Source organism: Mangrovibacter phragmitis, assembly GCF_040429585.1.
Lineage (GTDB): Bacteria > Pseudomonadota > Gammaproteobacteria > Enterobacterales > Enterobacteriaceae > Mangrovibacter > Mangrovibacter phragmitis.
Genome location: NZ_CP134782.1, coordinates 1,505,245 through 1,531,681, shown reverse-complemented (window position 1 = coordinate 1,531,681; position 26,437 = coordinate 1,505,245). Strand labels below are relative to the sequence as shown.

At 48.4% G+C, this 26,437-nt stretch carries 25 protein-coding genes, 2 tRNA genes and 3 other RNA genes; 11 read left to right on the top strand and 19 right to left on the bottom strand.

Annotation, left to right across the window (positions count from 1 at the left end; translation table 11 throughout):
• Nucleotides 1-169 precede the first annotated feature (169 nt).
• Both ychF and pth read right to left on the bottom strand, forming a co-directional pair.
• Nucleotides 170-1,264 (bottom strand): redox-regulated ATPase YchF, encoded by a 1,095-nt coding sequence (ychF, locus tag MPHASIOC01_RS07260; protein WP_064594018.1) that lies wholly within the window; start codon nt 1,262-1,264, stop codon nt 170-172.
• 168 nt (nt 1,265-1,432) lie between these two features.
• Nucleotides 1,433-2,014 carry an aminoacyl-tRNA hydrolase gene (pth, locus tag MPHASIOC01_RS07255; protein WP_064595445.1) on the bottom strand — a complete coding sequence of 194 codons (582 nt, stop codon included), beginning with the start codon at nt 2,012-2,014 and terminating at the stop codon, nt 1,433-1,435.
• Between the two features lie 331 nt (nt 2,015-2,345).
• Between pth and ychH the strand changes: the two genes are divergently transcribed.
• Complete coding sequence (gene ychH, locus MPHASIOC01_RS07250) at nt 2,346-2,621, top strand: stress-induced protein YchH (protein WP_064594016.1); 276 nt, start codon at nt 2,346-2,348, stop codon at nt 2,619-2,621.
• Between the two features lie 66 nt (nt 2,622-2,687).
• Here ychH and dauA read toward each other — a convergent pair whose 3' ends face one another.
• From dauA to lolB, 4 genes are all read right to left on the bottom strand, one after another.
• Nucleotides 2,688-4,352, bottom strand: a complete 1,665-nt coding sequence (dauA, locus tag MPHASIOC01_RS07245) for a C4-dicarboxylic acid transporter DauA (protein WP_353614904.1) — start codon at nt 4,350-4,352, stop codon at nt 2,688-2,690.
• A 147-nt stretch (nt 4,353-4,499) separates the two neighbouring features.
• A complete protein-coding gene (prs, locus tag MPHASIOC01_RS07240; protein WP_146211492.1) occupies nt 4,500-5,447 on the bottom strand; it encodes a ribose-phosphate diphosphokinase in 948 nt (315 codons plus the stop codon).
• Nucleotides 5,448-5,579: 132 nt separating this feature from the next.
• A complete protein-coding gene (gene ispE / locus MPHASIOC01_RS07235; protein ID WP_353614268.1) occupies nt 5,580-6,437 on the bottom strand; it encodes a 4-(cytidine 5'-diphospho)-2-C-methyl-D-erythritol kinase in 858 nt (285 codons plus the stop codon).
• Complete coding sequence (gene lolB, locus MPHASIOC01_RS07230) at nt 6,434-7,057, bottom strand: lipoprotein insertase outer membrane protein LolB (protein ID WP_269448058.1); 624 nt, start codon at nt 7,055-7,057, stop codon at nt 6,434-6,436. Before lolB ends, ispE begins: the two co-directional genes overlap by 4 nt.
• A 190-nt stretch (nt 7,058-7,247) precedes the next feature.
• Between lolB and hemA the strand changes: the two genes are divergently transcribed.
• From hemA to kdsA, 6 genes are read left to right on the top strand one after another with little or no spacing between them, the layout of a single operon-like run.
• The gene (gene hemA, locus MPHASIOC01_RS07225; RefSeq protein ID WP_064594005.1) at nt 7,248-8,504 is read left to right on the top strand and encodes a glutamyl-tRNA reductase; all 1,257 of its coding nucleotides are present in this window, start codon (nt 7,248-7,250) and stop codon (nt 8,502-8,504) included.
• Between the two features lie 42 nt (nt 8,505-8,546).
• Nucleotides 8,547-9,629 (top strand): peptide chain release factor 1, encoded by a 1,083-nt coding sequence (gene prfA / locus MPHASIOC01_RS07220; protein ID WP_353614267.1) that lies wholly within the window; start codon nt 8,547-8,549, stop codon nt 9,627-9,629.
• Nucleotides 9,629-10,471 (top strand): peptide chain release factor N(5)-glutamine methyltransferase, encoded by an 843-nt coding sequence (gene prmC, locus MPHASIOC01_RS07215; RefSeq protein ID WP_353614266.1) that lies wholly within the window; start codon nt 9,629-9,631, stop codon nt 10,469-10,471. The genes prfA and prmC overlap by 1 nt, the downstream gene beginning before the upstream one ends.
• A 2-nt stretch (nt 10,472-10,473) precedes the next feature.
• Nucleotides 10,474-10,866: a SirB2 family protein gene (locus MPHASIOC01_RS07210; protein ID WP_064593999.1), complete on the top strand. Its 393-nt coding sequence runs from the start codon at nt 10,474-10,476 to the stop codon at nt 10,864-10,866.
• On the top strand, nt 10,863-11,672 hold the full coding sequence (gene sirB1 / locus MPHASIOC01_RS07205) for an invasion regulator SirB1 (RefSeq protein ID WP_353614265.1): 810 nt from the start codon (nt 10,863-10,865) through the stop codon (nt 11,670-11,672). Before MPHASIOC01_RS07210 ends, sirB1 begins: the two co-directional genes overlap by 4 nt.
• 39 nt (nt 11,673-11,711) lie before the next feature.
• Entirely contained in the window at nt 11,712-12,566 is an 855-nt protein-coding gene (gene kdsA, locus MPHASIOC01_RS07200; protein WP_064593994.1) for a 3-deoxy-8-phosphooctulonate synthase, read from the top strand.
• 69 nt (nt 12,567-12,635) lie between these two features.
• Here kdsA and chaA read toward each other — a convergent pair whose 3' ends face one another.
• On the bottom strand, nt 12,636-13,733 hold the full coding sequence (gene chaA / locus MPHASIOC01_RS07195; RefSeq protein ID WP_353614264.1) for a sodium-potassium/proton antiporter ChaA: 1,098 nt from the start codon (nt 13,731-13,733) through the stop codon (nt 12,636-12,638).
• Nucleotides 13,734-14,234: 501 nt separating this feature from the next.
• Between chaA and MPHASIOC01_RS07190 the strand changes: the two genes are divergently transcribed.
• The gene (locus MPHASIOC01_RS07190; protein WP_064593990.1) at nt 14,235-14,900 is read left to right on the top strand and encodes a gamma-glutamylcyclotransferase; all 666 of its coding nucleotides are present in this window, start codon (nt 14,235-14,237) and stop codon (nt 14,898-14,900) included.
• A gap of 77 nt (nt 14,901-14,977) precedes the next feature.
• On the opposite strand, the gene MPHASIOC01_RS07185 is transcribed toward MPHASIOC01_RS07190, so the two are convergent.
• The 3 genes from MPHASIOC01_RS07185 to MPHASIOC01_RS07175 all read right to left on the bottom strand — a co-directional run bounded on the left by MPHASIOC01_RS07185 (nt 14,978) and on the right by MPHASIOC01_RS07175 (nt 17,692).
• On the bottom strand, nt 14,978-15,223 hold the full coding sequence (locus tag MPHASIOC01_RS07185) for a hypothetical protein (protein ID WP_064593988.1): 246 nt from the start codon (nt 15,221-15,223) through the stop codon (nt 14,978-14,980).
• 220 nt (nt 15,224-15,443) lie between these two features.
• On the bottom strand, nt 15,444-17,234 hold the full coding sequence (locus MPHASIOC01_RS07180; protein ID WP_064593986.1) for a methyl-accepting chemotaxis protein: 1,791 nt from the start codon (nt 17,232-17,234) through the stop codon (nt 15,444-15,446).
• Nucleotides 17,235-17,338: 104 nt separating this feature from the next.
• On the bottom strand, nt 17,339-17,692 hold the full coding sequence (locus MPHASIOC01_RS07175) for a DsrE/DsrF/TusD sulfur relay family protein (protein WP_353614263.1): 354 nt from the start codon (nt 17,690-17,692) through the stop codon (nt 17,339-17,341).
• 164 nt (nt 17,693-17,856) lie between these two features.
• Between MPHASIOC01_RS07175 and MPHASIOC01_RS07170 the strand changes: the two genes are divergently transcribed.
• A complete protein-coding gene (locus MPHASIOC01_RS07170) occupies nt 17,857-19,269 on the top strand; it encodes a YchO/YchP family invasin (protein WP_353614262.1) in 1,413 nt (470 codons plus the stop codon).
• Here MPHASIOC01_RS07170 and narL read toward each other — a convergent pair.
• From narL to MPHASIOC01_RS07125, 9 genes are all read right to left on the bottom strand, one after another.
• Complete coding sequence (gene narL, locus MPHASIOC01_RS07165) at nt 19,266-19,916, bottom strand: two-component system response regulator NarL (protein WP_156518994.1); 651 nt, start codon at nt 19,914-19,916, stop codon at nt 19,266-19,268. The genes MPHASIOC01_RS07170 and narL overlap by 4 nt on opposite strands.
• A 108-nt stretch (nt 19,917-20,024) precedes the next feature.
• Nucleotides 20,025-21,659 (bottom strand): ATP-binding protein, encoded by a 1,635-nt coding sequence (locus tag MPHASIOC01_RS07160; RefSeq protein ID WP_353614261.1) that lies wholly within the window; start codon nt 21,657-21,659, stop codon nt 20,025-20,027.
• A gap of 241 nt (nt 21,660-21,900) precedes the next feature.
• Nucleotides 21,901-22,031, bottom strand: a non-coding RNA gene (locus MPHASIOC01_RS07155) — RtT sRNA.
• A gap of 45 nt (nt 22,032-22,076) precedes the next feature.
• Nucleotides 22,077-22,207: non-coding RNA, RtT sRNA (locus tag MPHASIOC01_RS07150), on the bottom strand.
• 45 nt (nt 22,208-22,252) lie between these two features.
• Nucleotides 22,253-22,383: non-coding RNA, RtT sRNA (locus tag MPHASIOC01_RS07145), on the bottom strand.
• Nucleotides 22,384-22,428: 45 nt separating this feature from the next.
• A tRNA-Tyr gene (locus tag MPHASIOC01_RS07140) sits at nt 22,429-22,513 on the bottom strand.
• 67 nt (nt 22,514-22,580) lie between these two features.
• Nucleotides 22,581-22,665, bottom strand: a tRNA-Tyr gene (locus MPHASIOC01_RS07135).
• Nucleotides 22,666-22,805: 140 nt separating this feature from the next.
• Entirely contained in the window at nt 22,806-23,648 is an 843-nt protein-coding gene (purU, locus tag MPHASIOC01_RS07130) for a formyltetrahydrofolate deformylase (protein WP_064593978.1), read from the bottom strand.
• A 56-nt stretch (nt 23,649-23,704) separates the two neighbouring features.
• Entirely contained in the window at nt 23,705-24,163 is a 459-nt protein-coding gene (locus MPHASIOC01_RS07125; protein ID WP_074388748.1) for a YchJ family protein, read from the bottom strand.
• A 111-nt stretch (nt 24,164-24,274) separates the two neighbouring features.
• Between MPHASIOC01_RS07125 and rssA the strand changes: the two genes are divergently transcribed.
• Nucleotides 24,275-25,168 carry a patatin-like phospholipase RssA gene (gene rssA / locus MPHASIOC01_RS07120; RefSeq protein WP_064593973.1) on the top strand — a complete coding sequence of 298 codons (894 nt, stop codon included), beginning with the start codon at nt 24,275-24,277 and terminating at the stop codon, nt 25,166-25,168.
• Between the two features lie 90 nt (nt 25,169-25,258).
• Nucleotides 25,259-26,272 carry a two-component system response regulator RssB gene (gene rssB / locus MPHASIOC01_RS07115; protein ID WP_064593971.1) on the top strand — a complete coding sequence of 338 codons (1,014 nt, stop codon included), beginning with the start codon at nt 25,259-25,261 and terminating at the stop codon, nt 26,270-26,272.
• Nucleotides 26,273-26,437 lie beyond the last annotated feature (165 nt).

Here is a 26,437-nt window from a genome sequence, read left to right as displayed (position 1 = left end):
AAATTGGTGCCTGGCAATACTCTGGCAGGTAATTCTGCCGTTTTTAACTGCGCTGTAGCAAGATTCATGAGCCTTCATAAAAATAAAAATCCACGCAATTGCGTGGATTCTAGCGGGTTTTGTGAGCTTCATGAGATGTTCTGACATCTCATGAGACAACAAAGCTTATTTAGACGTTGAACAGGAAGTTCATAATATCGCCATCTTTAACAATATAGTCTTTCCCTTCAGCACGCATCTTACCGGCTTCTTTCGCACCCTGTTCACCCTTATAGGTTATAAAGTCTTCATAAGCGATAGTTTGTGCGCGGATAAAGCCTTTTTCGAAGTCGGTATGGATTTTACCCGCAGCTTGCGGTGCGGTGGCACCAACAGGGATAGTCCAGGCCCGGACTTCTTTCACACCAGCAGTGAAGTAGGTTTGCAGGTTAAGCAGTTCATAACCTGCACGAATTACACGGTTCAGGCCGGGTTCTTCAAGGCCCAGTTCAGCCATAAATTCGTCACGGTCTGCATCATCCAGCTCAGCGATATCTGATTCGACAGAAGCACATACGGCAACCACGACAGAGCCTTCAGCAGCTGCTATTTCTTTCACTGTGTCCAGATACGGATTGTTTTCAAAACCATCTTCGTTGACGTTGGCGATATACATCGTCGGCTTAAGCGTCAGGAAGCTCAGGTATTTGATAGCCGCTTTGTCTTCATCTGTCAGTGTTTTGAGTGCACGCAACATGCCAGCATTTTCCAGCTGTGGCAGGCATTTTTCCAACGCAGCCAGTTCAGCTTTAGCGTCTTTGTCACCGCCTTTGGCTTTTTTCTGAACGCGATGAATGGCGCGCTCGCAAGTATCCAGATCAGACAACGCCAGCTCAGTATTAATAACGTCAATGTCGTCAGCCGGGTCAACTTTATTGTTCACATGAATGATGTTGTCGTTTTCAAAACAACGCACAACGTGGCCAATCGCTTCAGTCTCACGAATATTCGTCAGGAACTGGTTACCAAGGCCTTCACCTTTAGATGCGCCTTTAACCAGGCCGGCAATATCAACGAATTCCATCGTGGTGGGCAAAATTCGTTGTGGTTTAACAATTTCTGCCAGTTTATCCAGGCGTGGGTCTGGCATGGGCACAACACCAGTGTTTGGCTCAATGGTGCAAAACGGAAAGTTTGCGGCTTCAATTCCCGCTTTAGTGAGTGCGTTGAACAATGTGGACTTACCCACGTTCGGCAAGCCGACAATACCGCATTTGAATCCCATGGTTTAGATCACCTTAATCACTTAAATCAAAGGGTTATAATTAACCTGATGAAGTATAAAATAGTCTGATAGCTATTATACACACAAAGCGCCATGTAAGGGCGGCAATTGCATGTGCGGCGCGGCCAGCAAGAAATCCGCTCAACCGCACCAGAGTGTGACAAATAACTAGCCTTTGAAGGCATGCAGGCGGTTTGTTGCCAGGGTAAGACCATCTTTGAATAAAATATCGGTGCAACGTACGGCTTCATCAATAGCCGCATCAATTGCTTGTTGCTCAGATAATGGTGGTTTCCCCAGTACAAAACCGGTGACTTTATTTTTATCGCCAGGGTGGCCAATACCCACTCGCAAGCGGTGAAATCCAGGGTTATTCCCCAGTTTACTAATGATATCTTTCAGCCCGTTATGACCGCCATGGCCGCCACCTGTTTTAAATTTCGCCACACCGGGCGGCAGGTCAAGTTCATCATGTGCAACCAGAATTTCATCCGGCATAATGCGATAAAAGCTCGCCATCGCCAGCACTGATTTGCCGCTCAGGTTCATAAATGTAGTAGGAACCAGCAACCGGACATCACTCCCATTAACCTGAATACGGGCAGAATAACCAAAAAACTTCGGGTCATCTTTCAGAGACTGGTTATGACGTTGTGCGAGTGAATCAACATACCATGCGCCAGCATTATGGCGGGTCGCGGCGTATTCCGCGCCAGGGTTCGCCAGCCCTACAATTAACTTAATAGCCACATGCATCTTCCTGCATTAAATAAGTGCGCTGTATTTTAGCGGGTCGGCACGGAGATGACAAAGCACGATCAGGAATTGCTGTTTTGTACCAAGGACTGTTTTTATTGCGCAGTCAGGTACTGTTCTCAGGGTGAAATAACAGGGCTAAAAAGGAATAATTCATAGGGGTAACCATTATAAAATACATTTATTCAAATAGTTATTTGTAAAAGAATGTCATGTTAACGCCATTATTGTGATCCTGTACGCACACTGCGCCAGAATGTTTTGCTTATACTTTAATCAAAGGAGGGGGGAGCCCCACCGAACCACTTTTTACCGGAGGTGACATATGAAACGTAAAAACGCTTCGTTACTCGGCAATTTTTTAATGGGGTTTGGTCTCGTGGTGATGGTTGCCGGGGTTGGTTTGTCTGTCCTGAATCAGTTACCTCAACTGAATATTTCTGAGATGCTGGGTCATGGCGCTATCTTTGGTATATTCGCGGGTGCCATACTTTGGTTGGTTGGTGCGCGAGTGAGTGGACATGAGGCGGTTGCTGACCGTTACTGGTGGGTTCGCCACTTCGATAAGCGTTGCCAGCGTAAACAGCATCGCCACAGCTGAATCGCTTTCATCTTCTTATTTTGCGCCCCAGCCGGGTTCCCGGCTGGGGCGTACTGTTTTATTACCTCATTGAGTTTGCAGGATATCTTTTATTGCATCTTCAAAACTGGGGAAGAATGTGAGCTTGCCAGCGATGGGTTTTACTCCCGCCCGGGCCAGTGTTCGTAATGGCTGAAAGCCCAGTTCGCAAATACGTAACTCAGTGCCTTCCGGCAGGCGGTTGATAAAACGCTCAAGAGCAGCGAGCCCGCCGGCATCCAGTAAGGTGACACCATGCCAGTTCAGTACAACCACGCGTTTGCCTGCTATTTGCCCAACCAGTTGCTCAAAAATGCCGTCTGCGGCAGCGAAGAATAACGGGCCTGTAATGCGGGTTGCCAGGACGTTTTCTGGCAGCGGCTGAGCAACGGGTGCCAGACGAGTCATTTGTGCTATGCGCCGCATAAACAATAAAGATGCGAGCACAATACCCACGCTGATGGCAATAACCATATCGAACAATACTGTCAACGACATACACAGCAACATCACGATAATGTCATCCGGCGGAGCGCGGCGGAATAAGTTAATGACTTTATGGGCTTCACTCATATTCCAGGCAACTATCAGTAGCAACGCGGCCATTGAAGCCAGTGGCAGCCAGGAAAGCCAGGGGGCGAGCAGTAAAATTGCCAGTAAAACCAGGATTGCGTGGATAATTGCTGCAACAGGTGAGGTTGCCCCGGCGCGCACATTGGCGGCAGAGCGGGCTATAGCTGCTGTTGCAGTAATTCCCCCGAAAAATGGCGCAATCACGTTGCCGAAGCCCTGTCCAAGTAATTCACTGTTGGCATTATGTTTGGTGCTGGTCATACCATCGAGCACAACGGCGCACAGTAAGGATTCAATAGCACCCAGCATTGCCATAGAGAATGCGGCAGGTAATAAGGCCTGAACGGTAGACCAGGAGAGGGTAAAACTGCTGCCAGGCAGAGTCCAGGGAAGCATTAGTTGAGGTAAAACCTGCGGAATACCATTTCCGTGGCTGCCATCGGGTAACAGATAGTGAAAGCGTGACCCGATTGTTGCCACATCTCCACCCATCATTTTAACCACTGCCATTACTGCACACCCGGCAACCAGTGCAGGTAAATGGCTGGGGAAGCGGATCCCTAAGCGAGGCCACATAATTAGCGTACCCAGTGTGACAATTCCTGGCAGAGTATCGCCCCAGTTGAGGGTAGGAAGTGCAGTTATCAGTGCGAAGAGTTTATTCAGGTAATGTTCAGGGACATGGACCACTGTTAAACCAAAAAAATCTTTGATTTGCATGGTGGCAATGGTGATGGCGATACCTGAAGTGAAACCCAGTGTAACCGGTAGCGGGATGTATTCAATAAGCCGACCAAAACGAGCCAGCCCAAATAGTATCAGGAAGACCCCGGAGAGCATGGTAGCAATCAATAACCCAGCCAGACCAAATTGCTGTGATACCGGGTAGAGGATAACAACAAATGCTGCAGTTGGGCCGGAGACACTAAACCGCGACCCTCCTGTAATAGCAATTACAATACCGGCAATTGCTGAAGTATATAAACCGTATTGCGGAGCAACGCCACTGCCAATGGCGAGGGCCATAGATAATGGTATGGCTATTATGCCAACTGTCAGACCAGCTATCAGATCACGGTAAAAACGTGCCAGTGTGTACTTTTGCTGCAGGCAAGCTTCTTTTAATGCATAGAACGGCATAAGGTGAGAAAAAATTGATCGTTTCACAATCCAGCACCCAGATGCGCATCACAAGGTGGTCAAACCAGTGAAGGAGGCAATTAGTATTACAAATTGAGTTGGTAACAAAAAAAACCCGCCTGAGCGGGTTTTTCGTAAATTATGCTATCAATGTTCAAACATTGCAGAAATTGATTCTTCATTGCTGATACGGCGAATAGCCTCAGCCAGCATGCCAGACAGCGTAAGAGTACGCACGTTTGGCAGTGCTTTAATTTCCGGAGCAAGAGGAATGGTATCGCACACTACCACTTCATCAATGACGGAATTCTTCAGGTTAGTTACAGCGTTACCTGAGAAAATCGGGTGAGTGGCATAGGCAAAAACACGTTTTGCACCACGTTCTTTCAGTGCTTCAGCCGCTTTACACAGGGTGCCACCAGTATCGATCATGTCATCTACCAGTACGCAGTCACGGCCAGCAACATCACCAATGATATGCATTACCTGAGAAACGTTAGCGCGAGGGCGACGCTTGTCGATAATCGCCATGTCGGTATCGTTCAGCAGTTTGGCAATGGCTCTGGCACGCACTACGCCGCCGATATCCGGAGAAACCACGATGGGGTTATCCAGTTCCAGTTGCAGCATATCTTCGAGCAGAATCGGGCTACCGAAAACGTTATCAACCGGGACATCAAAGAAACCCTGGATTTGTTCGGCATGCAGGTCGACAGTCAGAACACGGTCAACACCAACGCTGGAGAGGAAGTCAGCAACAACTTTTGCTGTAATAGGAACACGAGCGGAGCGCACGCGACGATCCTGACGGGCATATCCGAAGTAGGGGATCACGGCGGTAATACGGCCTGCAGATGCACGACGCAGGGCGTCAACCATGACAACCAGCTCCATCAGATTATCGTTGGTGGGAGCACAAGTGGACTGGATGATGAAAATATCACCACCGCGAACATTTTCGTTAATTTGTACACTTACTTCGCCGTCGCTAAAACGACCTACAGCTGCGTCACCGAGAGAAGTATACAGGCGGTTGGCAATACGTTGTGCTAGTTCCGGTGTGGCGTTACCAGCAAAAAGCTTCATATCAGGCACGAGAAGAACCTCAGGCATGCGTCCAGTGTGGGATGGCGAAAGTAACTAATGGGGGCCGTTTTTTCACCATCCGGTGTATTAATTAAGCGCAGCATGCAACGTCTGGAACAAGGGTGACGTTGTCACCTGCACTCAGATTCCCCGAAGGCTGCGAAGGAGCGGCGAAAGATTTTGCCCTTTAGCCACAAAACCCTGTAACCATTGCGGGGCTTGCTCAAGAACCTGACGGGCTTCCGCTTCTGTGTTAAATTCAGCATAAACACATGCACCGGTACCAGTCAGGCGCGACGGCGCGTATTCTAACAGCCAGGAAAGCGCTCTATCAACCTCGCGAAAACGTTTTCTTGCGATAACTTCGCAATCATTCTTGAATTCACATTTTAGTAACGTTTCCAGAGACCTTACTGGTGTATTTCTGGGCAGATCCGGATCAGTAAAAATCAATGGTGTGGATATGCTCACGCCAGGGTGAATCACTAAATACCATTTTTCAGCAGGTGTGGCAGGCGTGAGTTGCTCGCCCACGCCTTCGGCGAAGGCTGCGTGCCCACGCACAAACACAGGCACGTCTGCACCTAATTGCAAACCCAGTGCGGCCAATTCATCTTCAGTGAGACTGGCTTGCCAGAGCGCATTCAGTGCAACCAAAACTGTCGCAGCATCAGATGAACCACCACCAAGGCCGCCGCCCATCGGGAGTTTCTTATCAATTGACAATAACGCCCCACAGGACGCTGCAATCTGTCCTTTGCTCAGTGCGTAGCTGTGCAATAAACGACCGGCCCGCACCAGCAGGTTCTCTTCTTCGGGTACGCCAGCTACCTGTGTTTGTAACTGTATCTGACCATTGTCCGTCAGAGTTACTTCAACCGTATCGCCATAATCCAGAAACTGGAACAGAGTCTGCAGGTTGTGGTAACCATCAGCCCGGCGACCAGTAATGTAGAGAAATAAATTCAGTTTAGCGGGTGCTGGCCACAACGTTGTCATTTAATAATCCAGTTATCCATTTTCAACTTGATGCGCTGGTCACCATTGGTTAACTCCATATTGTCGGGCATCGAAGGAGTAACTTTCGTATTGTAACCGGAATAAGTGACGTGCCAGGTTTTGCCATTAACTGTGTAATTGAGCGTGTCTAACTGATACTGCCCGTCCAGTGTATAATCGGTAGCATCGCCTGGTAGCCCAACCATCCACTGGCGCAGGCTTTGCAGCGGAATCGACATACCTGTCAGTTTTTCAATCATCTCTTCGGCGTTATCAGAAACATAACGTTTGCCTTTGTTATCAACCAGAATCACCTGACCTGGTTGTGCATCCAGCTCCAGCTCTGTGCTGCCAAGTGGGTTAGTAAGCAACAGGCGGTATTTATCTGCGCCAGTCTGTTGCCAGAAAAAACGCGCATAGACCTTTTGTTGCTCAGTAAGAAAAGCAAAAGCGCCGCGGGTCTGGTATTGCGTCACCGCTTTAATTGCACTTTCACGTTGAACCCACTGTGGGGAGTTCGGGCTTTTACCCGGTTGTTTTGGTGAGTTAAGTGCACAGGCAGTCAGCATCAGGCTGGCAAGTGGGACCAGGCGTAACAGCCGGGCAGAAGAAAAAGTTATCACAATGACATCCCTTTTATGGTCAGTTGCACGCATGCTATCGCCCACAGGCCATAGCGTCTATGGGCAAGTTGTCATAAATCATAAAATTATCTATTACTCCGAAAGCGGTAGCTTACTTTAATTGATATGACGCATATTGTATGATGCATCCAGAAATCCATAGTGATGTCGGTACTACTCGCCAGAAATGACTCTATTAGCGTTAGGTATTAACCATAAAACAGCCCCAGTCTCTTTGCGGGAACGTGTTTCGTTCACGCCAGAGACCCTTGATCATGCGCTTAATAGCTTGCTTGCGCAGCCTAAGGTACAGGGTGGCGTGGTGTTATCAACGTGCAACCGTACTGAATTGTATTTGAGTGTTGAAGAGCAAAGCGACCTGCAAGAGCAACTGGTGCGCTGGCTGTGTGATTACCATCAACTGGATGAAGCTGATGTTCGCCAAAGCCTGTACTGGCATAAAGATAACGATGCAGTCAGCCATTTAATGCGGGTTGCCAGTGGCCTGGATTCCCTGGTTTTAGGTGAACCACAGATTCTTGGTCAGGTTAAAAAAGCGTTCGCAGATTCACAACGTGAACACTCTGTGTCTGGCGAGCTGGAAAGAATGTTCCAGAAGTCGTTTTCGGTGGCAAAACGTGTTCGCACTGAGACAGAAATCGGCGCCAGTGCAGTCTCTGTCGCTTTTGCTGCCTGTACGCTTGCCCGGCAAATTTTTGAGTCACTCTCTTCTGTCACCGTGATGTTGGTGGGAGCGGGCGAAACCATCGAGCTGGTCGCAAGGCATTTGCGTGAACATAAAGTCAAACAGATGATAATCGCGAACCGCACCCGGGAAAGGGCACAACTGCTTGCCCAGGAAGTGGGTGCAGAGGTTATCACCCTTGGTGATGTCGATGAGCGGTTATATCAGGCCGATATCATTATCAGTTCCACTGCCAGTCCTTTACCTATTATTGGCAAAGGAATGGTTGAACGGGCGATGAAAAAACGCCGTAATCAGCCAGTATTGCTGGTTGACATTGCTGTACCGCGGGATGTCGAACCAGAAGTCAGCAATGTGCCTAATGCTTATCTCTATAGTGTGGACGACCTTCAGTCCATCATTGAGCATAATATGGCTCAACGCCAGGCAGCAGCGCAGCAGGCTGAAGCCATTGTTACCCAGGAAACAGGCGAGTTTATGTCATGGCTGCGTGCGCAGAGCGCGACAGAAACGATTCGGGATTTCCGTGCTCATGCTGAGCATGTTCGCGATGATCTGGCTGAACGCGCACTTGCTGCTCTGGCTCAGGGCGAAGATGCGAATGCTGTCATTCAGGATCTTGCCCGTAAACTGACACAAAAACTGATCCATACCCCAACAAAAGCTTTACAGCAGGCCGCCCGTGATGGCGATGAAGAACGCCTGCAACTCCTGCGCAACAGCCTCGGGCTGGATTAGTTCTTTTCCCATTTCTCTTTTTACAAAGGTAATCTTCAATCCATGAAGCCCTCTATTGTTGCCAAACTGGAAGCCCTGTACGAGCGCCATGAAGAAGTTCAGGCGTTGCTGGGTGATGCTGCGACTATCGCGGATCAGGAGCGTTTTCGCGCACTGTCGCGTGAATATGCTCAACTGGCTGATGTATCGCGTTGTTTCCAGCAATGGCAGCAAAACGCAGAAGATATTGAAACCGCAGAGAGCCTGCTGAGTGACCCGGAAATGCGCGAAATGGCGCAGGAAGAATTGGACCAGGCGCGCAAGATGCAGGAAAGCCTGGAGCAACAACTTCAGTTATTGCTGTTGCCTAAAGACCCCGACGATGAACGTAGCGCTTTTGTGGAAGTGCGCGCAGGGACAGGTGGTGATGAAGCAGCGATTTTTGCTGGTGATTTATTCCGTATGTACAGCCGCTATGCAGAATCTCGCCGTTGGCAGGTTGAGATAATGAGTTCCAACGACGGTGAACATGGTGGGTATAAAGAAGTGATTGCCCGGGTGAGTGGTGACGGAGTGTATGGGCGTTTGAAATTTGAGTCCGGTGGTCATCGTGTGCAGCGTGTGCCGGCTACAGAATCTCAGGGGCGAATTCACACTTCTGCCTGTACCGTTGCGGTTATGCCGGAGTTGCCCGAAGCAGAAATGCCAGATATCAACCCTGCTGATTTACGTATTGATACTTTCCGCTCCTCCGGAGCGGGTGGGCAACATGTTAACACCACTGATTCCGCGATCCGTATCACTCACTTACCGACAGGGATTGTGGTGGAATGTCAGGACGAACGTTCCCAACATAAAAACAAAGCGAAAGCGCTGTCTGTTTTGGGCGCGAGGATTCGTGCACAGGAAGAGTCCCGCCGACAACAGGTAGAAGCGACAACCCGGCGTAACTTGTTGGGAACAGGTGATCGCTCTGACCGTAACCGGACCTATAATTTCCCTCAGGGAAGGGTGACCGATCACCGAATCAACCTCACTCTTTATCGTCTGGACGAAGTGATGGAAGGTAAGCTGGATATGCTGATCGAGCCTGTGATTCAGGAATACCAGGCAGACCAGCTTGCTGCACTGTCTGAGCTGGAATAATGGATTTTAGTGAATGGCTGGCCCATGCGGCTGAGCATCTCTGTGACAGCGACAGCCCGCGGCGTGATGCGGAAATATTACTCAGTCATGTAACGGGCAAAGGGCGCACCTTTTTGCTGGCGTTTGGTGAAACTGAACTAAGCCCGGAACAGTACCATCAGGCTGAAACATTGCTGGCCCGACGAAAAAATGGCGAGCCCGTTGCTTATATCCTGGGTGAGCGTGAGTTCTGGTCGCTACCACTTTATGTTTCGCCACACACGCTGATACCGCGGCCGGATACCGAATGCCTGGTCGAGCAGGCTTTGGCGCGCATACCGGCAGAAGCATGCCAGATTTTGGATGCAGGAACAGGAACTGGCGCGATTGCGCTGGCAATTGCCAGTGAACGCCCTGACTGCCAGGTCACGGGTGTTGATTTGATTCCGGAAGCGGTGGAACTCGCCCGGCGTAACGCTGCCCGTTCAGGCATTTCCAATGCCCAGTTTTTGCAAAGCAACTGGCTTTCCGCAGTCAGTTCACAACGGTTCAGTCTGGTAGTCAGTAATCCCCCTTATATTGATGAAACAGATGAACATCTCGGGCAGGGCGATGTGCGTTTTGAGCCGCGCAGCGCATTGGTAGCCAAAGAGAATGGGCTTTCTGATTTAGCTGAGCTGGTGTCGCAGGCCCGGGGCGTCCTTACCCCCGGTGGTTGGTTATTACTCGAACATGGATGGAAGCAGGGGGAATCAGTGCGTGCGTTGTTCTGTGCTGCAGGCTATAACCAGGTCGAAACTGTCAAAGATTATGGGAATAACGACCGCCTGACTCTTGGGCGCTACAGTATGCCGGAGGAATAATAATGGCTGAGCTGGTCGTGTTACGGGTGCATATTATTACTTTATGTATTTCTGTTGGGCTGTTTGTACTGCGTTACTGGTGGTTACACAGCAATGCTCCGGTTATGGGTAAGCGTTGGGTGCGTATTGTTCCGCATGTAAACGATACTTTACTACTGGCAAGCGGTGTGGCGCTCATGCTGCTAAAGCATCTCTACCCATTTACCCCACAAGGCGCATGGCTGACTGAAAAGCTATTTGGCGTTATCATTTACATTGTTTTAGGGTTTATTGCGTTAGGCCGTGGGCCACGCAACCCGCAGGTTCGCTGGTTTGCATTTTTGCTGGCACTGGTGGTGCTTTATATCATTTTCCGAATTGCCACCACTCAAGTACCACTGCTGGGGATATTATGAAGTTGTTAGACAATTTCGAGTTTAATCACGCCTCGTTATGTGATGGTATGATTCTGATTTCTCAATTAATACGCGATGATTTTCCGTCATGGGAAGTTCAGCAACAACTCGATACACTGGTTAGCCAGGCGCGCGAAGAAATTAGCATGGGCTGGGATGCCGATCGGCAAATGGAAAAATTGCTTGCTCTGTTTTACGGTGAGTGGGGCTTTAAAGATGCAGGCGGTGTTTATCGGCTGTCAGACGCATTGTGGCTGGATAATGTCCTGAAAAACAGGCAGGGGAGTGCGGTGGCGCTGGGGGCGATTTTGCTATGGCTTGCTGAGCAACTCGCTCTGCCTTTGATGCCGGTTGTGTTCCCAACTCAACTTATCTTGCGGGCTGACTGGATGGACGGCGATATGATGCTGATTAACCCCTTTAACGGTGAACATCTGGACCGGCATACCCTGGATGTCTGGCTTAAAGGTAACATCAGCCCCATGGCGCAATTATTCGAAGATGACCTTACCGAAGCGGATAATGTGCAGGTTATTAATAAAATGCTCTACACGCTGAAAACTGCGTTGATGGAAGAGCAGCAACTGATTTTGGCACTCAGGGCCAGCGAAGTGTTATTGCAGTTCAACCCGGAAGACCCGTATGAAATTCGTGACCGGGGGCTGATTTATGCACAACTTGATTGTGAGCATATAGCACTTAACGATTTGAACTATTTTGTTGAACAGTGCCCTGAAGACCCGGTAAGCGAGATGATCCGCGCTCAAATAAATACTCTTTCCCACAAGCAAGTGACGTTGCATTAACGTTCATGCTGTGGCTTAAACCTTCAATAAGGCGAAGATATGAAGCAAAAAGTGGTTAACATTGGTGACATCAGTGTGGCGAATGATCTGCCATTTGTCTTGTTTGGTGGCATGAATGTGCTTGAATCCCGTGATCTGGCGATGCGTATTTGTGAATACTACGTCAAGGTTACCGAAAAGCTGGGTATCCCTTACGTTTTTAAAGCGTCATTCGACAAGGCTAACCGCTCATCCATTAACTCATATCGTGGTCCCGGGCTTGACGAAGGGATGAAAATTTTCCAGGAGCTGAAAGCTGCATTTGGTGTGAAAATCATTACGGATGTGCATGAGCCACAACAGGCTCAACCGGTATCAGAAGTTGTCGATGTAATACAGCTTCCGGCATTCCTGGCGCGCCAGACCGACCTGGTTGAAGCAATGGCGAAAACAGGTGCAGTAATTAATGTGAAAAAGCCGCAGTTTATCAGCCCGGGGCAAATGGGAAACATCGTTGAGAAATTCCGTGAAGGCGGGAATGAAAACGTAATTCTTTGTGATCGTGGCAGTAACTTTGGCTACGACAACCTGGTTGTTGATATGCTGGGCTTTGGTGTTATGAAGAAAGTTTCTGGCAATTCACCGGTAATTTTTGATGTGACGCACGCATTGCAATGCCGTGACCCGTTTGGTGCAGCATCAAGTGGCCGCCGCGCACAGGTTACTGAACTGGCTCGTGCTGGCATGGCGACAGGTATTGCTGGCCTGTTTATTGAAGCGCACCCGGATCCGGAACATGCACGCTGTGATGGCCCGTCAGCGTTACCGCTGGATAAACTGGAACCGTTCCTGGTGCAGATGAAAGCGATTGACGATCTGGTGAAAAGCTTCCCGGAACTCGATACCAGCAACTAAGTTCTGCTCAAATCCAAAATAAAACCCCGCAACAGCACCTGCCGGCGGGGTTTTTTTATCGGGGAATGTTCAGGCGAAAATAGTCATCAAATAGGTTAAAAATAGCGCTAAATACGCGGAGCCATTCAGCACATTGGTTCGCCCGGTAGAGAAAGATACCTGGCATAACACCAGCACCGTGGACATCACCACAATTTCTGGCAACCCGAGGGCGAAAGTCAGTGCGTGGCCAGTGAGCAGAGAAATGATCGTTACTGTTGGCACTGTCAGAGAAATAGTTGCCAGAACTGAGCCAAAGAACAAATTCATCGCCCGCTGAACCTGGTTATTCAGCACCGCTTTGATAGCACCAAGCCCTTCAGGCGACAAAATCAACAGCGCGACTAAAAAACCGGTAAAAGCCACAGGGGCATTCAGATGAGTCAGTAATCCTTCCAAAGGAACGGCGTTCAGTTTGGTGACTGAAATAACTGCAATCAGGTGAACGAGCAGCCAGCAGGCATGCCAGATATTACTGTGCGCAGAGGGTTTACCGTGATGCGGATCATCATCGTCACTGTCATCTTCGTGTTCATAGACAAACAGGCTCTGGTGTGTGCGGGTCTGGATCAGTAAAAAAATGCCATACATTGCTGCCGAGATTAACGCAATGATGAGCATCTGGCCAGTGGTAAAGTCACCGCCGGGTAATGCAGCAGGAAAGATAAGAACAATGACGGCAAGGGGGAGTATCGCCATCAAATACTGCTTAATGCCATACAGGTTTACATGTTGGGTAGCAAATTTATTCCCGCCTAGCAGCAGGGAAAAACCGACCAGCCCACCCGTAACAATCATGATGATGGAATAGAGCGTATCCCGCATGAGCGTTGGCGCAGCGTCTCCTGTAGCCATTAACGCGGATATCAGGCTGACTTCCAGAATAACAACAGATAACGTCAGGATCAGCGAACCCAAAGGTTCACCCAGACGATGCGCCAGCACATCAGCATGGCGTACAACACTAAATGCACTAAACAGGATACCTGCAAGGGCAAGCATGTTAATGCCGATTATTGCAGTTAAGTTGGTGGTTGATCCCCAAAAAAACAACACGCCAACCGCAATTAACGGCATCAGCAGTGATGTCTCTTTATGGCGGGTTTTTACTACATCCTGGTTTCCCATAACTAACTTCCTTAACGTGTTGGACCCAAAACTGACTGACACAGGCCCGGTATCATGACAATTGCAGGTGACAAAAATGCCCGGACATTGAATTATCTTGTTCCGTATTTATTCGCATGCAAAAAGCGCTAACTTAACAGAATGACAGGGAAAATTTGCCATATTTACTCTGTTTTACCTGATGGTTATCAGTGATCAAATGCAAGGTTTCGCTGCCTGCTCAATATGAAAAAACGATCAAGTCTCAACGCGTTGCCCTGTTTTGATAGTGTATCTGTGTTTTTTTGATTAAGCGCACTGGAGGCGCAGAAAAAAAAGCCGATATCAACTAAAACCGCTTCCTCATAGTGATGTCTGATTTCGGGTATGTGTTTTGCATATTTTACACAGTTGTCAGGAGCGTTGTGAGCAGAGTTGTTTAGTACAGATGGCGTAAACAGAAACGACAGGATTATTTGATGCAGTTTGTTGATTCTGTGCAGTTGGTGGTAGGAGGGTATTGTGTTAACGCGAGATTTTTTATTAAAAGCAGATTGCCGTACCGCGTTCGGTGATATTGATGAAACACTGTTATGGACGGGTGAGCAGCGGCAGGCATCACTATGTGAGACACTGGCACGTCGCCCGGGACGCGGTGCTGTGTGGATCTTTGGTTATGGTTCTCTGATGTGGAATCCCGCGTTTGAATTTGACGATGTGCGCGCCGGCAAATTAACGGGCTGGCACCGTGCATTTTGTTTACGTCTTACAGCTGGACGCGGAACTGCCTGTAAACCCGGCAGAATGCTGGCGCTGCGCGAAGGAGGCGAAACCATAGGTATGGCCTATCGCATCCCGGAAACTGAACTGGATGCTGAACTACCGCTACTCTGGAAGCGGGAAATGATAACCGGGTGTTATCTGCCAACCTGGTGCCATATTGCTCTGGATGACGGGCGTGACATTGATGCCCTGGTTTTCATCATGGACGCACAGCATCCGTTGTTTGAAGGGGATACCCGGCCAGAAGTAATTGCACCTTTAATTGCGGGGGCCAGTGGGCCGCTGGGAACCAACGCCCAATACTTGTTTTCCCTTGCACAGCAGTGCCAGAAAATGGGTATTGTTGATGAAAATATGGAGCGGCTTAATTACCTTGTGCAGGCATTGCACCAGCCTGGTGCTTAATCGCTGTGCCTGTACAGTAAAATGCCGGGTCTCACCCCGGCATGAAACACATGCAAGCCTGTAATACTGGTCGCTGATTAAGCGGGTACGTAGCTAATCGCATGCTCCAGCGACTGGCTGTGGCTGTCAATCAGCACATTCCAGATACCGCTAAAAGGTACCGCAAGGTAAGCAGTATTACGGTTTTGAACGCTCATGATCTCTGCATCAATCCCGGTCCGCCCGCAATCATTTGCACTCAGATGAATGTGACAATTGTCTGAGCAACGTACTATGACAGTATCGCCGCCAAACAGTTTCAAAGTAGTCTTTACCACAGCCATTATTAGTTGACCCCATCAGAATAAATTAACAGACCTCCGTGTCTGATTCGTCCCCCCGATACGTGAGTTTGCTCACAAATCACTCGCCTCATAACACCAAAGAGTGCGCCGGGAATTTCTGATTTTGATCAAATAAAAATGTAATGCTTAAACTTTAATGACAATATGCTTGAATCAATTCAGCCAGCGCAAAATACCACCAGTGACTGGCTGAATAACGTTATTTAATTCGGAACAGGCTGGCTGTTTCCGCCAGTTCGCCAGCCTGCATTTGCAGGGCATCCGCGGCGGCGGCGGATTCGACGACCAGTTCAGCGTTTTGTTGTACCATCTGATCAAGGCGGGTAACGGCCTGGTTAATCTCCTGAATACCAAGCATTTGTTCGCTGGTGGCAATGGTGATTTCACGCATAATTCCTGATACATTGGTAATACCTCCTGCTACTTCCTCCATGCTGTTACCTGCCAGTCTTACAAAATGCGCCCCGCTTTCAACACACTGTGTTGTATCTTCAATCAGTGATTTTATCTCTTTTGCCGCCTGAGCACTGCGTTGTGCAAGGCTACGTACTTCACCAGCTACAACGGCAAATCCACGCCCTTGTTCTCCTGCGCGCGCCGCTTCCACTGCAGCATTTAAAGCCAGAATATTGGTCTGGAATGCTATACCATCAATCACACTGGTAATTTGCCCAATACGCTGGGAAGCATCTTCAATCTGTTGCATGGTTGAGATTGCCTGAGCGACAACCTCACCGCCCCGGCCAGCTGCCTGAGACGCTGCTGTTGCTTGCTGGTTGGCCTGTGCTGCTGCATCTGTTGAGTTGGATACTGATGCGGAAATTTGTTCAACCGCACTGGCAGTTTCACGCAGACTGGAGGCCGCCTGTTCGGTGCGTGTCGACAGGTCCTGATTGCCTGCGGCAATTTCATTGGCAGCGATTTTCACTGATGCGCTGGATTCGCGGATTTGTTCCATAGCCCCGGCCAGTTTGTCACAGAATGCATTGAAAGCATGGGCAATTTGCGACACTTCATCATTACCTGTATCCGGCAGGCGTTGTGAAAGATCATTCGTGCCATTGCTGATTGAGCGCATGGCATCACGAATTGAAGATAACCGTTTTAATACTGTTGAAACCAGTGTATGCATCAGCCCGGCAGATATCACAGCCAGTATCAGTAAAGCCAGTGCAGAGCCTTTCAAGAGTGCCCTCATACCCGCAGTGGCATCCTGTTGATCCAGTGCAACCACCAGATACCATTGTGTACCGCCAATTTGCTCCGCCGATAAATACTTACTCGCACCATCAATACGTCCCTGTTCCAGGGTTTTTGCCTGGCGTAATGCGGCAAATGAAATACCACTAACCAGGTTATCGAACGGTTTCAGCGCAAGGTTGGCATTGGTGGCAGCAATCAAGGTTCCGTCCTGGTTGACCAGCATCCCGGAACTGTTAGCTGTGGGGTGAATACTGCGAACATTATTCACAACGGTATCCATGGAAACATCCCCGGCAACGACAGCTTCTATCTGGCCATTTGCACTAACGGGAACGGCGAAAGACACCACCAGTTTACCTGAACCTGCATCAACATAAGGGGCGGTTACAATAGGTGCATTGGCGGCGACAGCTTGTTTATACCACGGGCGGGCAGTTGGATCGTAATCTGCTGGCACACCGGTTGGGTCGGTAAACTTCGCTGTTTTATTGGCATACCCAACATACACGTTGGTAAAACCGCCAGCAGCGGCGACTTGCCGGAAAAAAGGCAGGGGATCACTTTGTAATGCTACTGACTGAAGGGATGAAATCATAGTCAGTTTGCTGTTGACCCAGTCATGGATAGCCAAAGTATGGCTGTCCGCTGTACTCTGCAGTATTTGGTTTATTTGATTGATATTATCCTTGCGAGTGACCTGGTAGTTAATGACCGTATTTAATATCAGGGCAATAACTAAACATCCTGTTGCAGCCAGCAAAATTCTTGCGCGAATTGAATTTATCATGTTGGTTGGCCTTTACTGCGTTGTTTTGCATAGTATCGGCCAACTTTAAAGGAAACTTGAGACCTCTCTGGTAGTACCAGGTGTACTACTTGCGTAGCATTTCTTCAAAAAGTCAACACCTTATCCGCCTCCAGCACCCATTTTGCCAGCTCAACCAGGGTTCCGACCTCAATACCGTCAATAAGCGGTAATGCGCTTACACCACGCCCGTCGGCACAGGTTTTACATAAGCGTACCGGAATGTTTTGTGTGGTCAGGATCTCCAGCATTTGCTGAATATTGTAGCCTTCTGCCGGGTTTTGCTGGCGCAGACCAGCGGTAACCGCGTCAGACATCAAAAACAGTTTAAGCGCTGGCGGCGATTGTTGCTCACTCAATGCAATCGCCAGGCGCAGGCAGTTAAACAGTGATTCACTGCCATAAGCAGCGCCATTTGCAATCAGGGTAATCTTTTGCATCACACTTCCCTCTGGTTCAGGCATTGTTTCTGGAATTATCTGTATGGCATGATGATAGTCCTTGCCAGTAAACTGGTACTTTGACGCGGAGTCATAAAAGTGAAGAACTCTTCCTTTATCTTTAAAACGGGTATAACGGGCTGGATTACAGCTGTAGCTGATTGATGCGTTTTTATTCTTTTTTCTGTTCGACTTTTTTGCTGACTGGCCTTCCCTGGTGGGCATGTAATGCAGGCGCTGCGACTGAAACCGTTTATACGGGGTCACAGAGTGTTCCAGCCGGGGAAAATTTGCCCGACCTCGGTGGTACTACTACCTCTCAAAGTGAATTTGAACAAACACTCTCTCAGTATCTTAAAGGGCTGAGCTCCGCGAGCGATACGTCTACTGATAATTCATCGGTTATTTTCAAAGACTGGGCATTTGATAATGCGCGTTCTTACATTTCTTCCCGGGTAGCAAAAGAAGCACAAAGTCTGCTTGCTCCGGCAGGGCAGGCAAGTTTTAGTCTGTTGGTTGATCAGGACGGAAATTTTGCCGGTACTCAGGGGGCGCTGTTTACCCCGTGGAACGAAGATGCACAAGGCCTGACATGGACACAATTGAGTATTAGCGACCAGGATGAAGGCGTGGTGGGCAATGCCGGAATAGGGCAGCGCTGGAGTGAAGGCAACTGGCTGGTTGGTTATAACTCATTTTATGATTTATTAATGCACGGGCACGCACAACGTGGCGGGTTGGGTGCTGAACTTTGGGGGCAGTCTCTGCGTCTTTCAGCTAATTATTACTATCCCTTGACCGGGTGGAGCAACAGTAGTGCTACACGAAGCCGCAGGCTTGCCCGGGGTTATGATATCAATGCCCGTGCATGGTTACCTTTTTATCACCACATCAGCACTACACTGAGCTTTGAGCAATATTTTGGTCAACATGTAGATCTGTTCGACAGTGGTACCGGTTACCATAACCCTTATGCGGTTAATGTTGGGCTGAATTATACTCCTGTGCCACTACTGACATTAACCGCCCAACATAAGCAGGGTGAAAATGGTGAAGTGCAGAACAATCTGGGGCTGAAGATTAACTACCGGTTTGGTGTGGCACTGGGCAGGCAGCTTTCTGCAGATGAAGTGGCGACAGTACAGTCTTTACGCGGGAGCCGCTATGATGCGCCAGAACGTAATAATATTCCGGTGCTGGAATATAAGCAGCGTAAAACGCTAAGTGCCTGGCTGGCCACTCCACCGTGGGATCTCCAGCCGGGTGAGACTGTCAGCCTCAAGATTGAACTACGCAACCGCTATAGTATTCGTAATATTAGTTGGCAGGGGGATACCCAGGCACTGAGTCTGACTGCGCCTGCAAAACGTCTCAGCACTACTGGCTGGACGGTAATAATGCCGCACTGGGACGATGCAGAAGGTGCAACTAACCAGTGGCGGCTGTCAGTTATCATTGAAGATACCAAGGGACAGAAAGTTACCTCCAACTGGATAACGCTTAAACTGACACCACCGGTAACCGCCGATCTTCCTGATACTTCAACGACGTATAAATTAATACCAGAAGAAAATTAGAAGACTCTGTCCTGATGTACCCATACTGCGGCTTCAACCCGTGATTTGAGTTTCATCTTTTTCAGCAAGTGCTTAACGTGAACCTTTACGGTACTTTCGGTGATATCAAGCTGGCGGGCTATCAACTTGTTGGGTAGCCCTTGTGCTATCAGCCGTAAAATATCCTGTTCTCTGGGCGTCAGCTGGTTGACATCGCGCTCTGCACCATTACGGTTGTTGCGCAAACTGGCGGCGAGTATCGGCGTCAGTGTCTCACTTAACACCATCTCACCGGCAGCCGCCTGTTGTAATGCGACCAGTAACTCCTCGGGTTCCATGTCTTTTAGTAAGTAACCATCTGCTCCGCGTTTCAGTGCCTGGACCACATCCTCTTCAAGATTAGACACGGTGAATACAACGATTCGGCCGGAGAGTGATTTCTGGCGCAGATGATCCAACGTTTCCAGTCCATTCATTCCAGGCATATTCAGGTCCAACAGAATTAAATCCGGATCCAGAGATTCTGCCATTGCTATTCCTTGCTCACCGCTGCTGGCTTCACCTATAACCTGAATATCAGGGGCAAGGCCAATCAGTTGCTTTACACCACGTCTTAGCATGGGGTGGTCATCAATCAACAGAATAGTTGCGGGTTCCTCAGCCATTATTTTCTCCACATAATCATCCAGTGAACAAGTGCTTAAAGCCAGTTTAGCACCGGATTGAAAACATGCCGGATTCAGTGCAGAAGTTTCTGAAAAGTCGTGATTAAACGTTTATTGCGTCGAAACGGGCAAGTGGCGTTTGGCTGCCCGGAAATGAACAGTAATTTTTGTGCCACCAGAAGGTGGTGTCTGAAGGGATAACTTTGCGTTCAGGCTTTGTGCTCTGTCACGCATAATCAAAATTCCATAGTGACTATTTTCACTGATGTCCTCAGGAATACCTGAACCATTATCAAAGAGTGTTAGTGTTACCCAACCATTATTCTCCTCAACAGTAATGCTCGCCTCGGTTGCATCGGCATGGCGCACTACATTACTCAGCCCTTCTCGAACAATATGAATCAGGTGGAGTATTTGGTGTTCCGCAATATGTGAAGATATACCCTGCCAGTTGAGTGAAACGGGAAAACCCAACTGCTGGCTAAAGTCTTCACAACAGTCTTCCAGTGCTGTCTTCAGGCCCGGTTCATTCAGGTTCAGGCGGAAAGTGCTCAATAACTGGCGCATCTGTACCCATGAACTGTTTAATTCATGACGTAGCTGGCCGACAAGTGTCTGAGCATCGTTGTCGAGTGTATTGCTCTGCATTTGTAGTACACCCACCTGCATTTTCATACTGGACAGTGACTGGGCTAGGGAGTCATGCAAGTTTTTGGCAAGATCAGATTGTTCTTGCATAAGAAGAAATTGTTGCTGTTGAACCTGATGTTGCTCTACAGCGAGAGCTGCTGTAATCGCTGATGCTGCAGATTCAATTAATTGCGAGTGTTCGCCAGATAATTCATCCGACTCAGGCAACTCACCCAGCAAAATACCGTAAAAATGCTGGCGATTATGTAAGCGCCAGCATAAAGGTGTACCAGTTAGCGGTGCCGGGTTAATACCTCGAGGGCAATTCAGGCAATCTGTCTCTTTTTGTGCCGTATAGCTGACTTCATAATAGTGTTGATTCTCATCATGTTCATAAATACGCAGTTGCAGGTTCTGTAACGGCGTAACTGACTGCAACTCATATAAAATGCCTGGGATGCGTTGGCAAATCGAACCTTCACCATTCAAAATCTGGTTAATTCGATAGAGAACCGTTGCGTTATTAATAAATGATGCATGCTCAGGGTGGAGCAACTGTGATTGCCTGGTTTTTTTGCTGCCATAGCGGGTAATGCGCAATTGCATGATGATTAGCACGACAAGTAACGCAAGCATTACAGCGAGGCATTTTTGAATCAAAATAGCTTGTTTTATGTGCTGAGCAGCATGAGCATCAAAAACCTGATTAAGGTCTGTAACCTTTTTTGCGAAAGCTTCAAGTTGCGGAGTAACTGCCTGGGGGGATGTTGCAGATAACAGCGCAGGTAACAAAGAAGAACGCCAGTCAGTCTGTAATGTATCCAACTGATGTTTTTGGTTGTCATGGCGTGCAGCTTTACCAAGGCTGGTGGAAAACAAGATACTCTGGATTTCAGCCAGTTTCCGGCTGTTGGTTTCGGCAAGGGGAATTAAAGGTAATAGTTGCCATGTCTTTGTGTGAATGATGTCCGTTGTTTTAATCCCTGATTTGCTGGTAACGATTTCCTGACTTAACCATACGCATGTGGCCATTCCGGTCGCGCCGAGCACAGCCAGCAACATAATGAGCGGCACCATAAACTGGCTCAGCTTTGTGCTTACACGGGGAACGGGCATATTAATACTGGCCTCAGCATGAACATCAACTGTGTATGATTGTGAATGATATTGTCGCACTCACCCATACCCCGGAAGAGTTATGTTCAGTGCACAAAATCGGTAGCGAGGTATTTAATATATGACTAATGTTTTGCTTAACAATATGAAAAATAAAACCATTTTTATTCTTTCTGGCGCTTAATCTTTCTTATGGAATCTTAAGGAAGATAATATAATGCGACAAAAATCACATTAGCGTCGGGTAGAAGGGAAGGATAACGCGTCACTGCGTTCCTCGCCCTGCGGGCCGTTGCTGAAGCAACGTTCCCTCACATATGTTCGGGTCGAACCTTAATCGAAGGTTCTCATCCTTCCCCGGACGGGAGAATATGCAAAAATATTTATTGGGATTTAATAAGGATGAATTGGCGAGGATGGTGGTGGGGGAAGGATAACTCGTCACTGCGTTCCTCGCCCTGCGGTCCGTTGCTGAAGCAACGTTCCCTCACATACGTTCGGGTCGAACCTTAATCGAAGGTTCTCATCCTTCCCCGGACGGGAGAATATGTAAAAATATTTATTGGGATTTAATAAGGATGAATTGGCGAGGATGGTGGTGGGGGAAGGATAACTCGTCACTGCGTTCCTCGCCCTGCGGGCCGTTGCTGAAGCAACGTTCCCTCACATATGTTCGGGTCGAACCTTAATCGAAGGTTCTCATCCTTCCCCGGACGGGAGAATATGCAAAAATATTTATTGGGATTTAATAAGGATGAATTGGCGAGGATGGTGGTGGGGGAAGGATTCGAACCTTCGAAGTCGATGACGGCAGATTTACAGTCTGCTCCCTTTGGCCGCTCGGGAACCCCACCAAATTGTAGAAAACTAACCAACGATAAAATAAAACTCGACATCATCACTTAACAGTCAAGTGAAAGATGGTGGTGGGGGAAGGATTCGAACCTTCGAAGTCGATGACGGCAGATTTACAGTCTGCTCCCTTTGGCCGCTCGGGAACCCCACCACTGGCCTGCTTCCTGATAAGGAAGCGGGGCGCATCATATCAAAAGAAACGGCGCTGTAAAGCTTCGGCTTCATGAAAATGAACTGTTTGCATGCTTTTTGCCCATAAAGCTTTAAAACCAAACAGTTCATTATTAGTCGTCAGAGAATAATTGTGCGGTTGCCGTAAACAAAGACGCGCTGAGACAGCACTTTATCCAGCGCACGACTCAGCACATTCTTTTCTACATCCCGGCCCGCTTTCATCATCTCTTCGGCTGTGAAGGTATGATCAACATTAATTACATCCTGCATAATTATCGGGCCTTCGTCCAAATGATCATTTACATAGTGGGCAGTAGCGCCAATTATCTTAACCCCACGCTCATAAGCCTGGTGGTAGGGACGCGCACCAATAAATGCAGGAAGGAAGGAGTGATGAATATTGATTATCTTATTTGAGAAACGGGAGACAAACGAGGGCGTCAATACACGCATATATTTAGCCAGAACCACATAATCAGGATCATGAGCCTCAATAGCGTCAGCCATCAGTTTATCGTGCTCTTCGCGTGTCACACCTTCATGGCTAACCAGTTCGAAAGGGATATCGAAACGCTCAACCAGTGTGCGTAAGGTGTCATGGTTACCAATTACTGCCGCAATGTCTACATCCAGCCCGCCAAATGCTGCCTTCATCAACAGGTCACCAAGGCAATGCGCTTCTTTGGTAACCAGGATAACAATACGTCGGCGCCCTGCTGGATTGAGTTCGCGCACAGAACCTTCCGGCAATGCGCTGTCTAAATCGGCCAATAACGTTGAGTCATTAAATATACCTTCCAGTTCGGTACGCATGAAAAAACGCCCGGTCCGGTGGTCCACAAACTCATTATTGTGAACAATATTCAGTTCGTGTTTGTAGCAAATATTGGTAATACGGGCGATCAGACCTTTCTGGTCCGGGCAAATAGTTCTCAGTACTTTTCGCTGTAGCGCTTGCATCGCAAGGTCAATCCTGTTGAATGGTGTTTGCATAAAATGAGCATTGTTAGTACGAATCAGCGACCACAACACTTCTTGAATTTTTTCCCGGAACCACAAGGGCACGGGTCATTACGGCCAAATTCAGGCCGTGTTCCGTCAATATAATACCACCGACCGTTTTGATTTAAGAACCTGGAACGTTCGATTATTGCGCTGTCATGTTGCTCGTCGCGATAACGGGCGACAAAACTGACGAATCCTTCGCCATCATAGCTGCCATCCTGTATGGCAAAAATCGTCAGCCCTAACCACTGAGTATGCTCAAAACCTGCCTGTATATCATTACGCAACTGCTCTGCATGGCAATCCGGGTACCAGGTGTTAATAAGGTAATCCGCATTTTTAAGCACGAAAGCACAATAGCGAGAGCGCATTAATTGTTCCGGTGTTTGTGCGAATACACCTCCAGTCAGGTAGGGGCCGCAACATGCGCTATACTCCAAACCGCTATCACAAGGACATACCGATGACACAAAATACTCCTGTTTTAAACATACATTCACAATTAAGTGACAGTTAAATAATATACTAACGTAGTGAGGTGTGATGCTACGGCATGTTACCAGGGGACACCAGATAAACAGATGAGACAAACTAAGATTGGGCTGGCTTTAGGTTCAGGCGCAGCAAAAGGATGGGCGCATATTGGCGTTATTCGGGGCCTTGAACAGGCTGGTATCCATGCGGATATTATCGCCGGTTGCTCTATTGGTTCGCTGGTTGGTGCTGCTTATGCCTGTAATTCACTTGACTCCCTTGAGCAATGGGTACGCTCGTTCAGTTACTGGGATGTTTTAAGACTCATGGATGTTTCCTGGCGTCGTGGTGGATTGTTGCGTGGGGAGCGGGTGTTTAAGCAGGTCAGGCAGCATATTTCTGCGCGGCATATTGAAGAGTGTCCAGTTCGTTTTGCGACTGTTGCAACCAACTTGAGTACGGGGCATGAAATCTGGTTTACCAAGGGAGATTTGCATGGTGCGGTACGCGCTTCCTGCAGCATTCCGGGGTTATTATCTCCTGTGCGCCACAAAGGCTACTGGCTGGTTGATGGTGGCGTGGTGAACCCTGTACCGGTTTCACTGGCGAGGGCATTAGGTGCTGATATTGTGATCGCGGTTGATCTGCAACACGATGCACATCTGATTCAGCAAAAACTGTTAACCTCTCGTCAGCCCGAGGAACATGTGCCGGTGCGCTGGAAAGATAAAGTGCTAACCCGGCTTGGTTTTGTGTCTCCGCCACACCATCAGCAGCCCCCTGGCGCGTTGGAAATTATGACAACATCAATACAGGTGCTGGAAAATCGTCTGAAATTGAGTCGTATGGCAGGGGATCCACCCGATGTAACGTTGCAACCTTATTGCCCGCAAATATCAACGCTGGATTTCCATCGGGCAAAAGAAGCCATTGATGCAGGCAGACTTGCCGTTGAAAAGCATATGGATGAATTGCTACCTTTGGTAACCAATAATGATTAACAACATATTTACATTTCTTCAGTTCATTCTGAGAGGCGCAACCCTGCATCCCATGCCACTATTATCGTATCATCGGGCATGGGAGGGAGCATGACTCAACCGCTGCACGGAAAACTGATTTTGATAGTTGAAGACGAGCCTGTTTTCCGCGCAATGCTGGATGGATGGTTAGCTTCGTTGGGAGCCAATACACTGTTAGCAGAGGATGGCATTGATGCTCTTGAGAAAATATCCCTGCAACCACCTGATTTGCTAATTTGCGATTTGGCTATGCCCAGAATGAACGGGCTTGAGTTTATTGAGCGTATTCGCAACCGTGGGGATCAGACGCCCGTGCTGATTATCTCTGCAACCGATAATATGTCAGATATCGCAAGCGCTCTGAGGCTCGGAGTGCAGGACGTATTACTAAAGCCCATAAAAAATTTCTCGAACTTAAAAGAAACGGTCTATGCCTGCCTCTATCCTGCTATGTTCAATTCTCGGGTAGAAGAAGAAGAACAATTGTTTGATGACTGGGACGCACTGGTGCGCAACCCAGGCGCTGCGGCCAAGCTGTTAAAAGAACTTCAGCCTCCATTGCGGCAACATATCTCTGGATGTGAGTTGTCGTATCACCAACTGGTGTTGGCAGATAAACCCGGGCTGGTACTGGATGTGGCCGCTTTATCTGCGCAGGACCTGGCCTTTTATTGTCTTGATGTTACGCGAGCAGGAGATAATGGCGTGCTTGCGGCGCTGCTTCTGCGCTCGCTGTTTAATAGTCTGTTGCAGGAACAGTTATCCCGGCAAGGGCAGCGTTTACCGGAATTAGGGGCGTTATTAAAAAAAGTTAACCAGTTATTACGTAAAGCGAATCTTTCCGGACAATTCCCCTTGATGGTAGGTTATTACCACTCCGCGCTCAAAAATTTAATTCTAGTTTCCGCCGGGCTTAACGCACAGTTGAAATCAGGTGACCATCAAATTCAGTTAAGTAATGGTGTTCCTTTGGGGACACTGGGCAGTGCTTATCTTAACCAATTAAGCCACCGGTGCGATGCATGGCAGTGTCGTGTCTGGGGAGCTGGTGGTCATCTGCGCTTAATGTTGCGCACGGAGTGAGCAAAATAAAGTTTCATTACAGATAGCTTTTCCCGCTATCTGTTCCCGGTGGTAATATCTGCAATAGCTTCTTCGTATTTGTCTTAAATTACCGGTGCAACGAGTATTAAGCCGAGGATTTTTAATTCAAGCTGATATACTCAATCGCGTTTATATTGACGAGCA

What these genes read in the sequence shown, in the direction of transcription:
- MPHASIOC01_RS07180 (WP_064593986.1), bottom strand. Translation starts at nt 17,234, where the DNA reads ATGATAAATTCAATTCGCGCAAGAATTTTGCTGGCTGCAACAGGATGT.
- ychH (WP_064594016.1), top strand. Translation starts at nt 2,346, where the DNA reads ATGAAACGTAAAAACGCTTCGTTACTCGGCAATTTTTTAATGGGGTTT.
- MPHASIOC01_RS07185 (WP_064593988.1), bottom strand. Translation starts at nt 15,223, where the DNA reads ATGGCTGTGGTAAAGACTACTTTGAAACTGTTTGGCGGCGATACTGTC.
- prmC (WP_353614266.1), top strand. Translation starts at nt 9,629, where the DNA reads ATGGATTTTAGTGAATGGCTGGCCCATGCGGCTGAGCATCTCTGTGAC.
- dauA (WP_353614904.1), bottom strand. Translation starts at nt 4,352, where the DNA reads ATGCCGTTCTATGCATTAAAAGAAGCTTGCCTGCAGCAAAAGTACACA.
- rssA (WP_064593973.1), top strand. Translation starts at nt 24,275, where the DNA reads ATGAGACAAACTAAGATTGGGCTGGCTTTAGGTTCAGGCGCAGCAAAA.
- MPHASIOC01_RS07160 (WP_353614261.1), bottom strand. Translation starts at nt 21,659, where the DNA reads ATGCCCGTTCCCCGTGTAAGCACAAAGCTGAGCCAGTTTATGGTGCCG.
- sirB1 (WP_353614265.1), top strand. Translation starts at nt 10,863, where the DNA reads ATGAAGTTGTTAGACAATTTCGAGTTTAATCACGCCTCGTTATGTGAT.
- MPHASIOC01_RS07175 (WP_353614263.1), bottom strand. Translation starts at nt 17,692, where the DNA reads ATGCAAAAGATTACCCTGATTGCAAATGGCGCTGCTTATGGCAGTGAA.
- hemA (WP_064594005.1), top strand. Translation starts at nt 7,248, where the DNA reads ATGACTCTATTAGCGTTAGGTATTAACCATAAAACAGCCCCAGTCTCT.
- ychF (WP_064594018.1), bottom strand. Translation starts at nt 1,264, where the DNA reads ATGGGATTCAAATGCGGTATTGTCGGCTTGCCGAACGTGGGTAAGTCC.
- chaA (WP_353614264.1), bottom strand. Translation starts at nt 13,733, where the DNA reads ATGGGAAACCAGGATGTAGTAAAAACCCGCCATAAAGAGACATCACTG.
- rssB (WP_064593971.1), top strand. Translation starts at nt 25,259, where the DNA reads ATGACTCAACCGCTGCACGGAAAACTGATTTTGATAGTTGAAGACGAG.
- kdsA (WP_064593994.1), top strand. Translation starts at nt 11,712, where the DNA reads ATGAAGCAAAAAGTGGTTAACATTGGTGACATCAGTGTGGCGAATGAT.
- MPHASIOC01_RS07210 (WP_064593999.1), top strand. Translation starts at nt 10,474, where the DNA reads ATGGCTGAGCTGGTCGTGTTACGGGTGCATATTATTACTTTATGTATT.
- ispE (WP_353614268.1), bottom strand. Translation starts at nt 6,437, where the DNA reads ATGACAACGTTGTGGCCAGCACCCGCTAAACTGAATTTATTTCTCTAC.
- prfA (WP_353614267.1), top strand. Translation starts at nt 8,547, where the DNA reads ATGAAGCCCTCTATTGTTGCCAAACTGGAAGCCCTGTACGAGCGCCAT.
- purU (WP_064593978.1), bottom strand. Translation starts at nt 23,648, where the DNA reads ATGCAAGCGCTACAGCGAAAAGTACTGAGAACTATTTGCCCGGACCAG.
- MPHASIOC01_RS07170 (WP_353614262.1), top strand. Translation starts at nt 17,857, where the DNA reads ATGCGTTTTTATTCTTTTTTCTGTTCGACTTTTTTGCTGACTGGCCTT.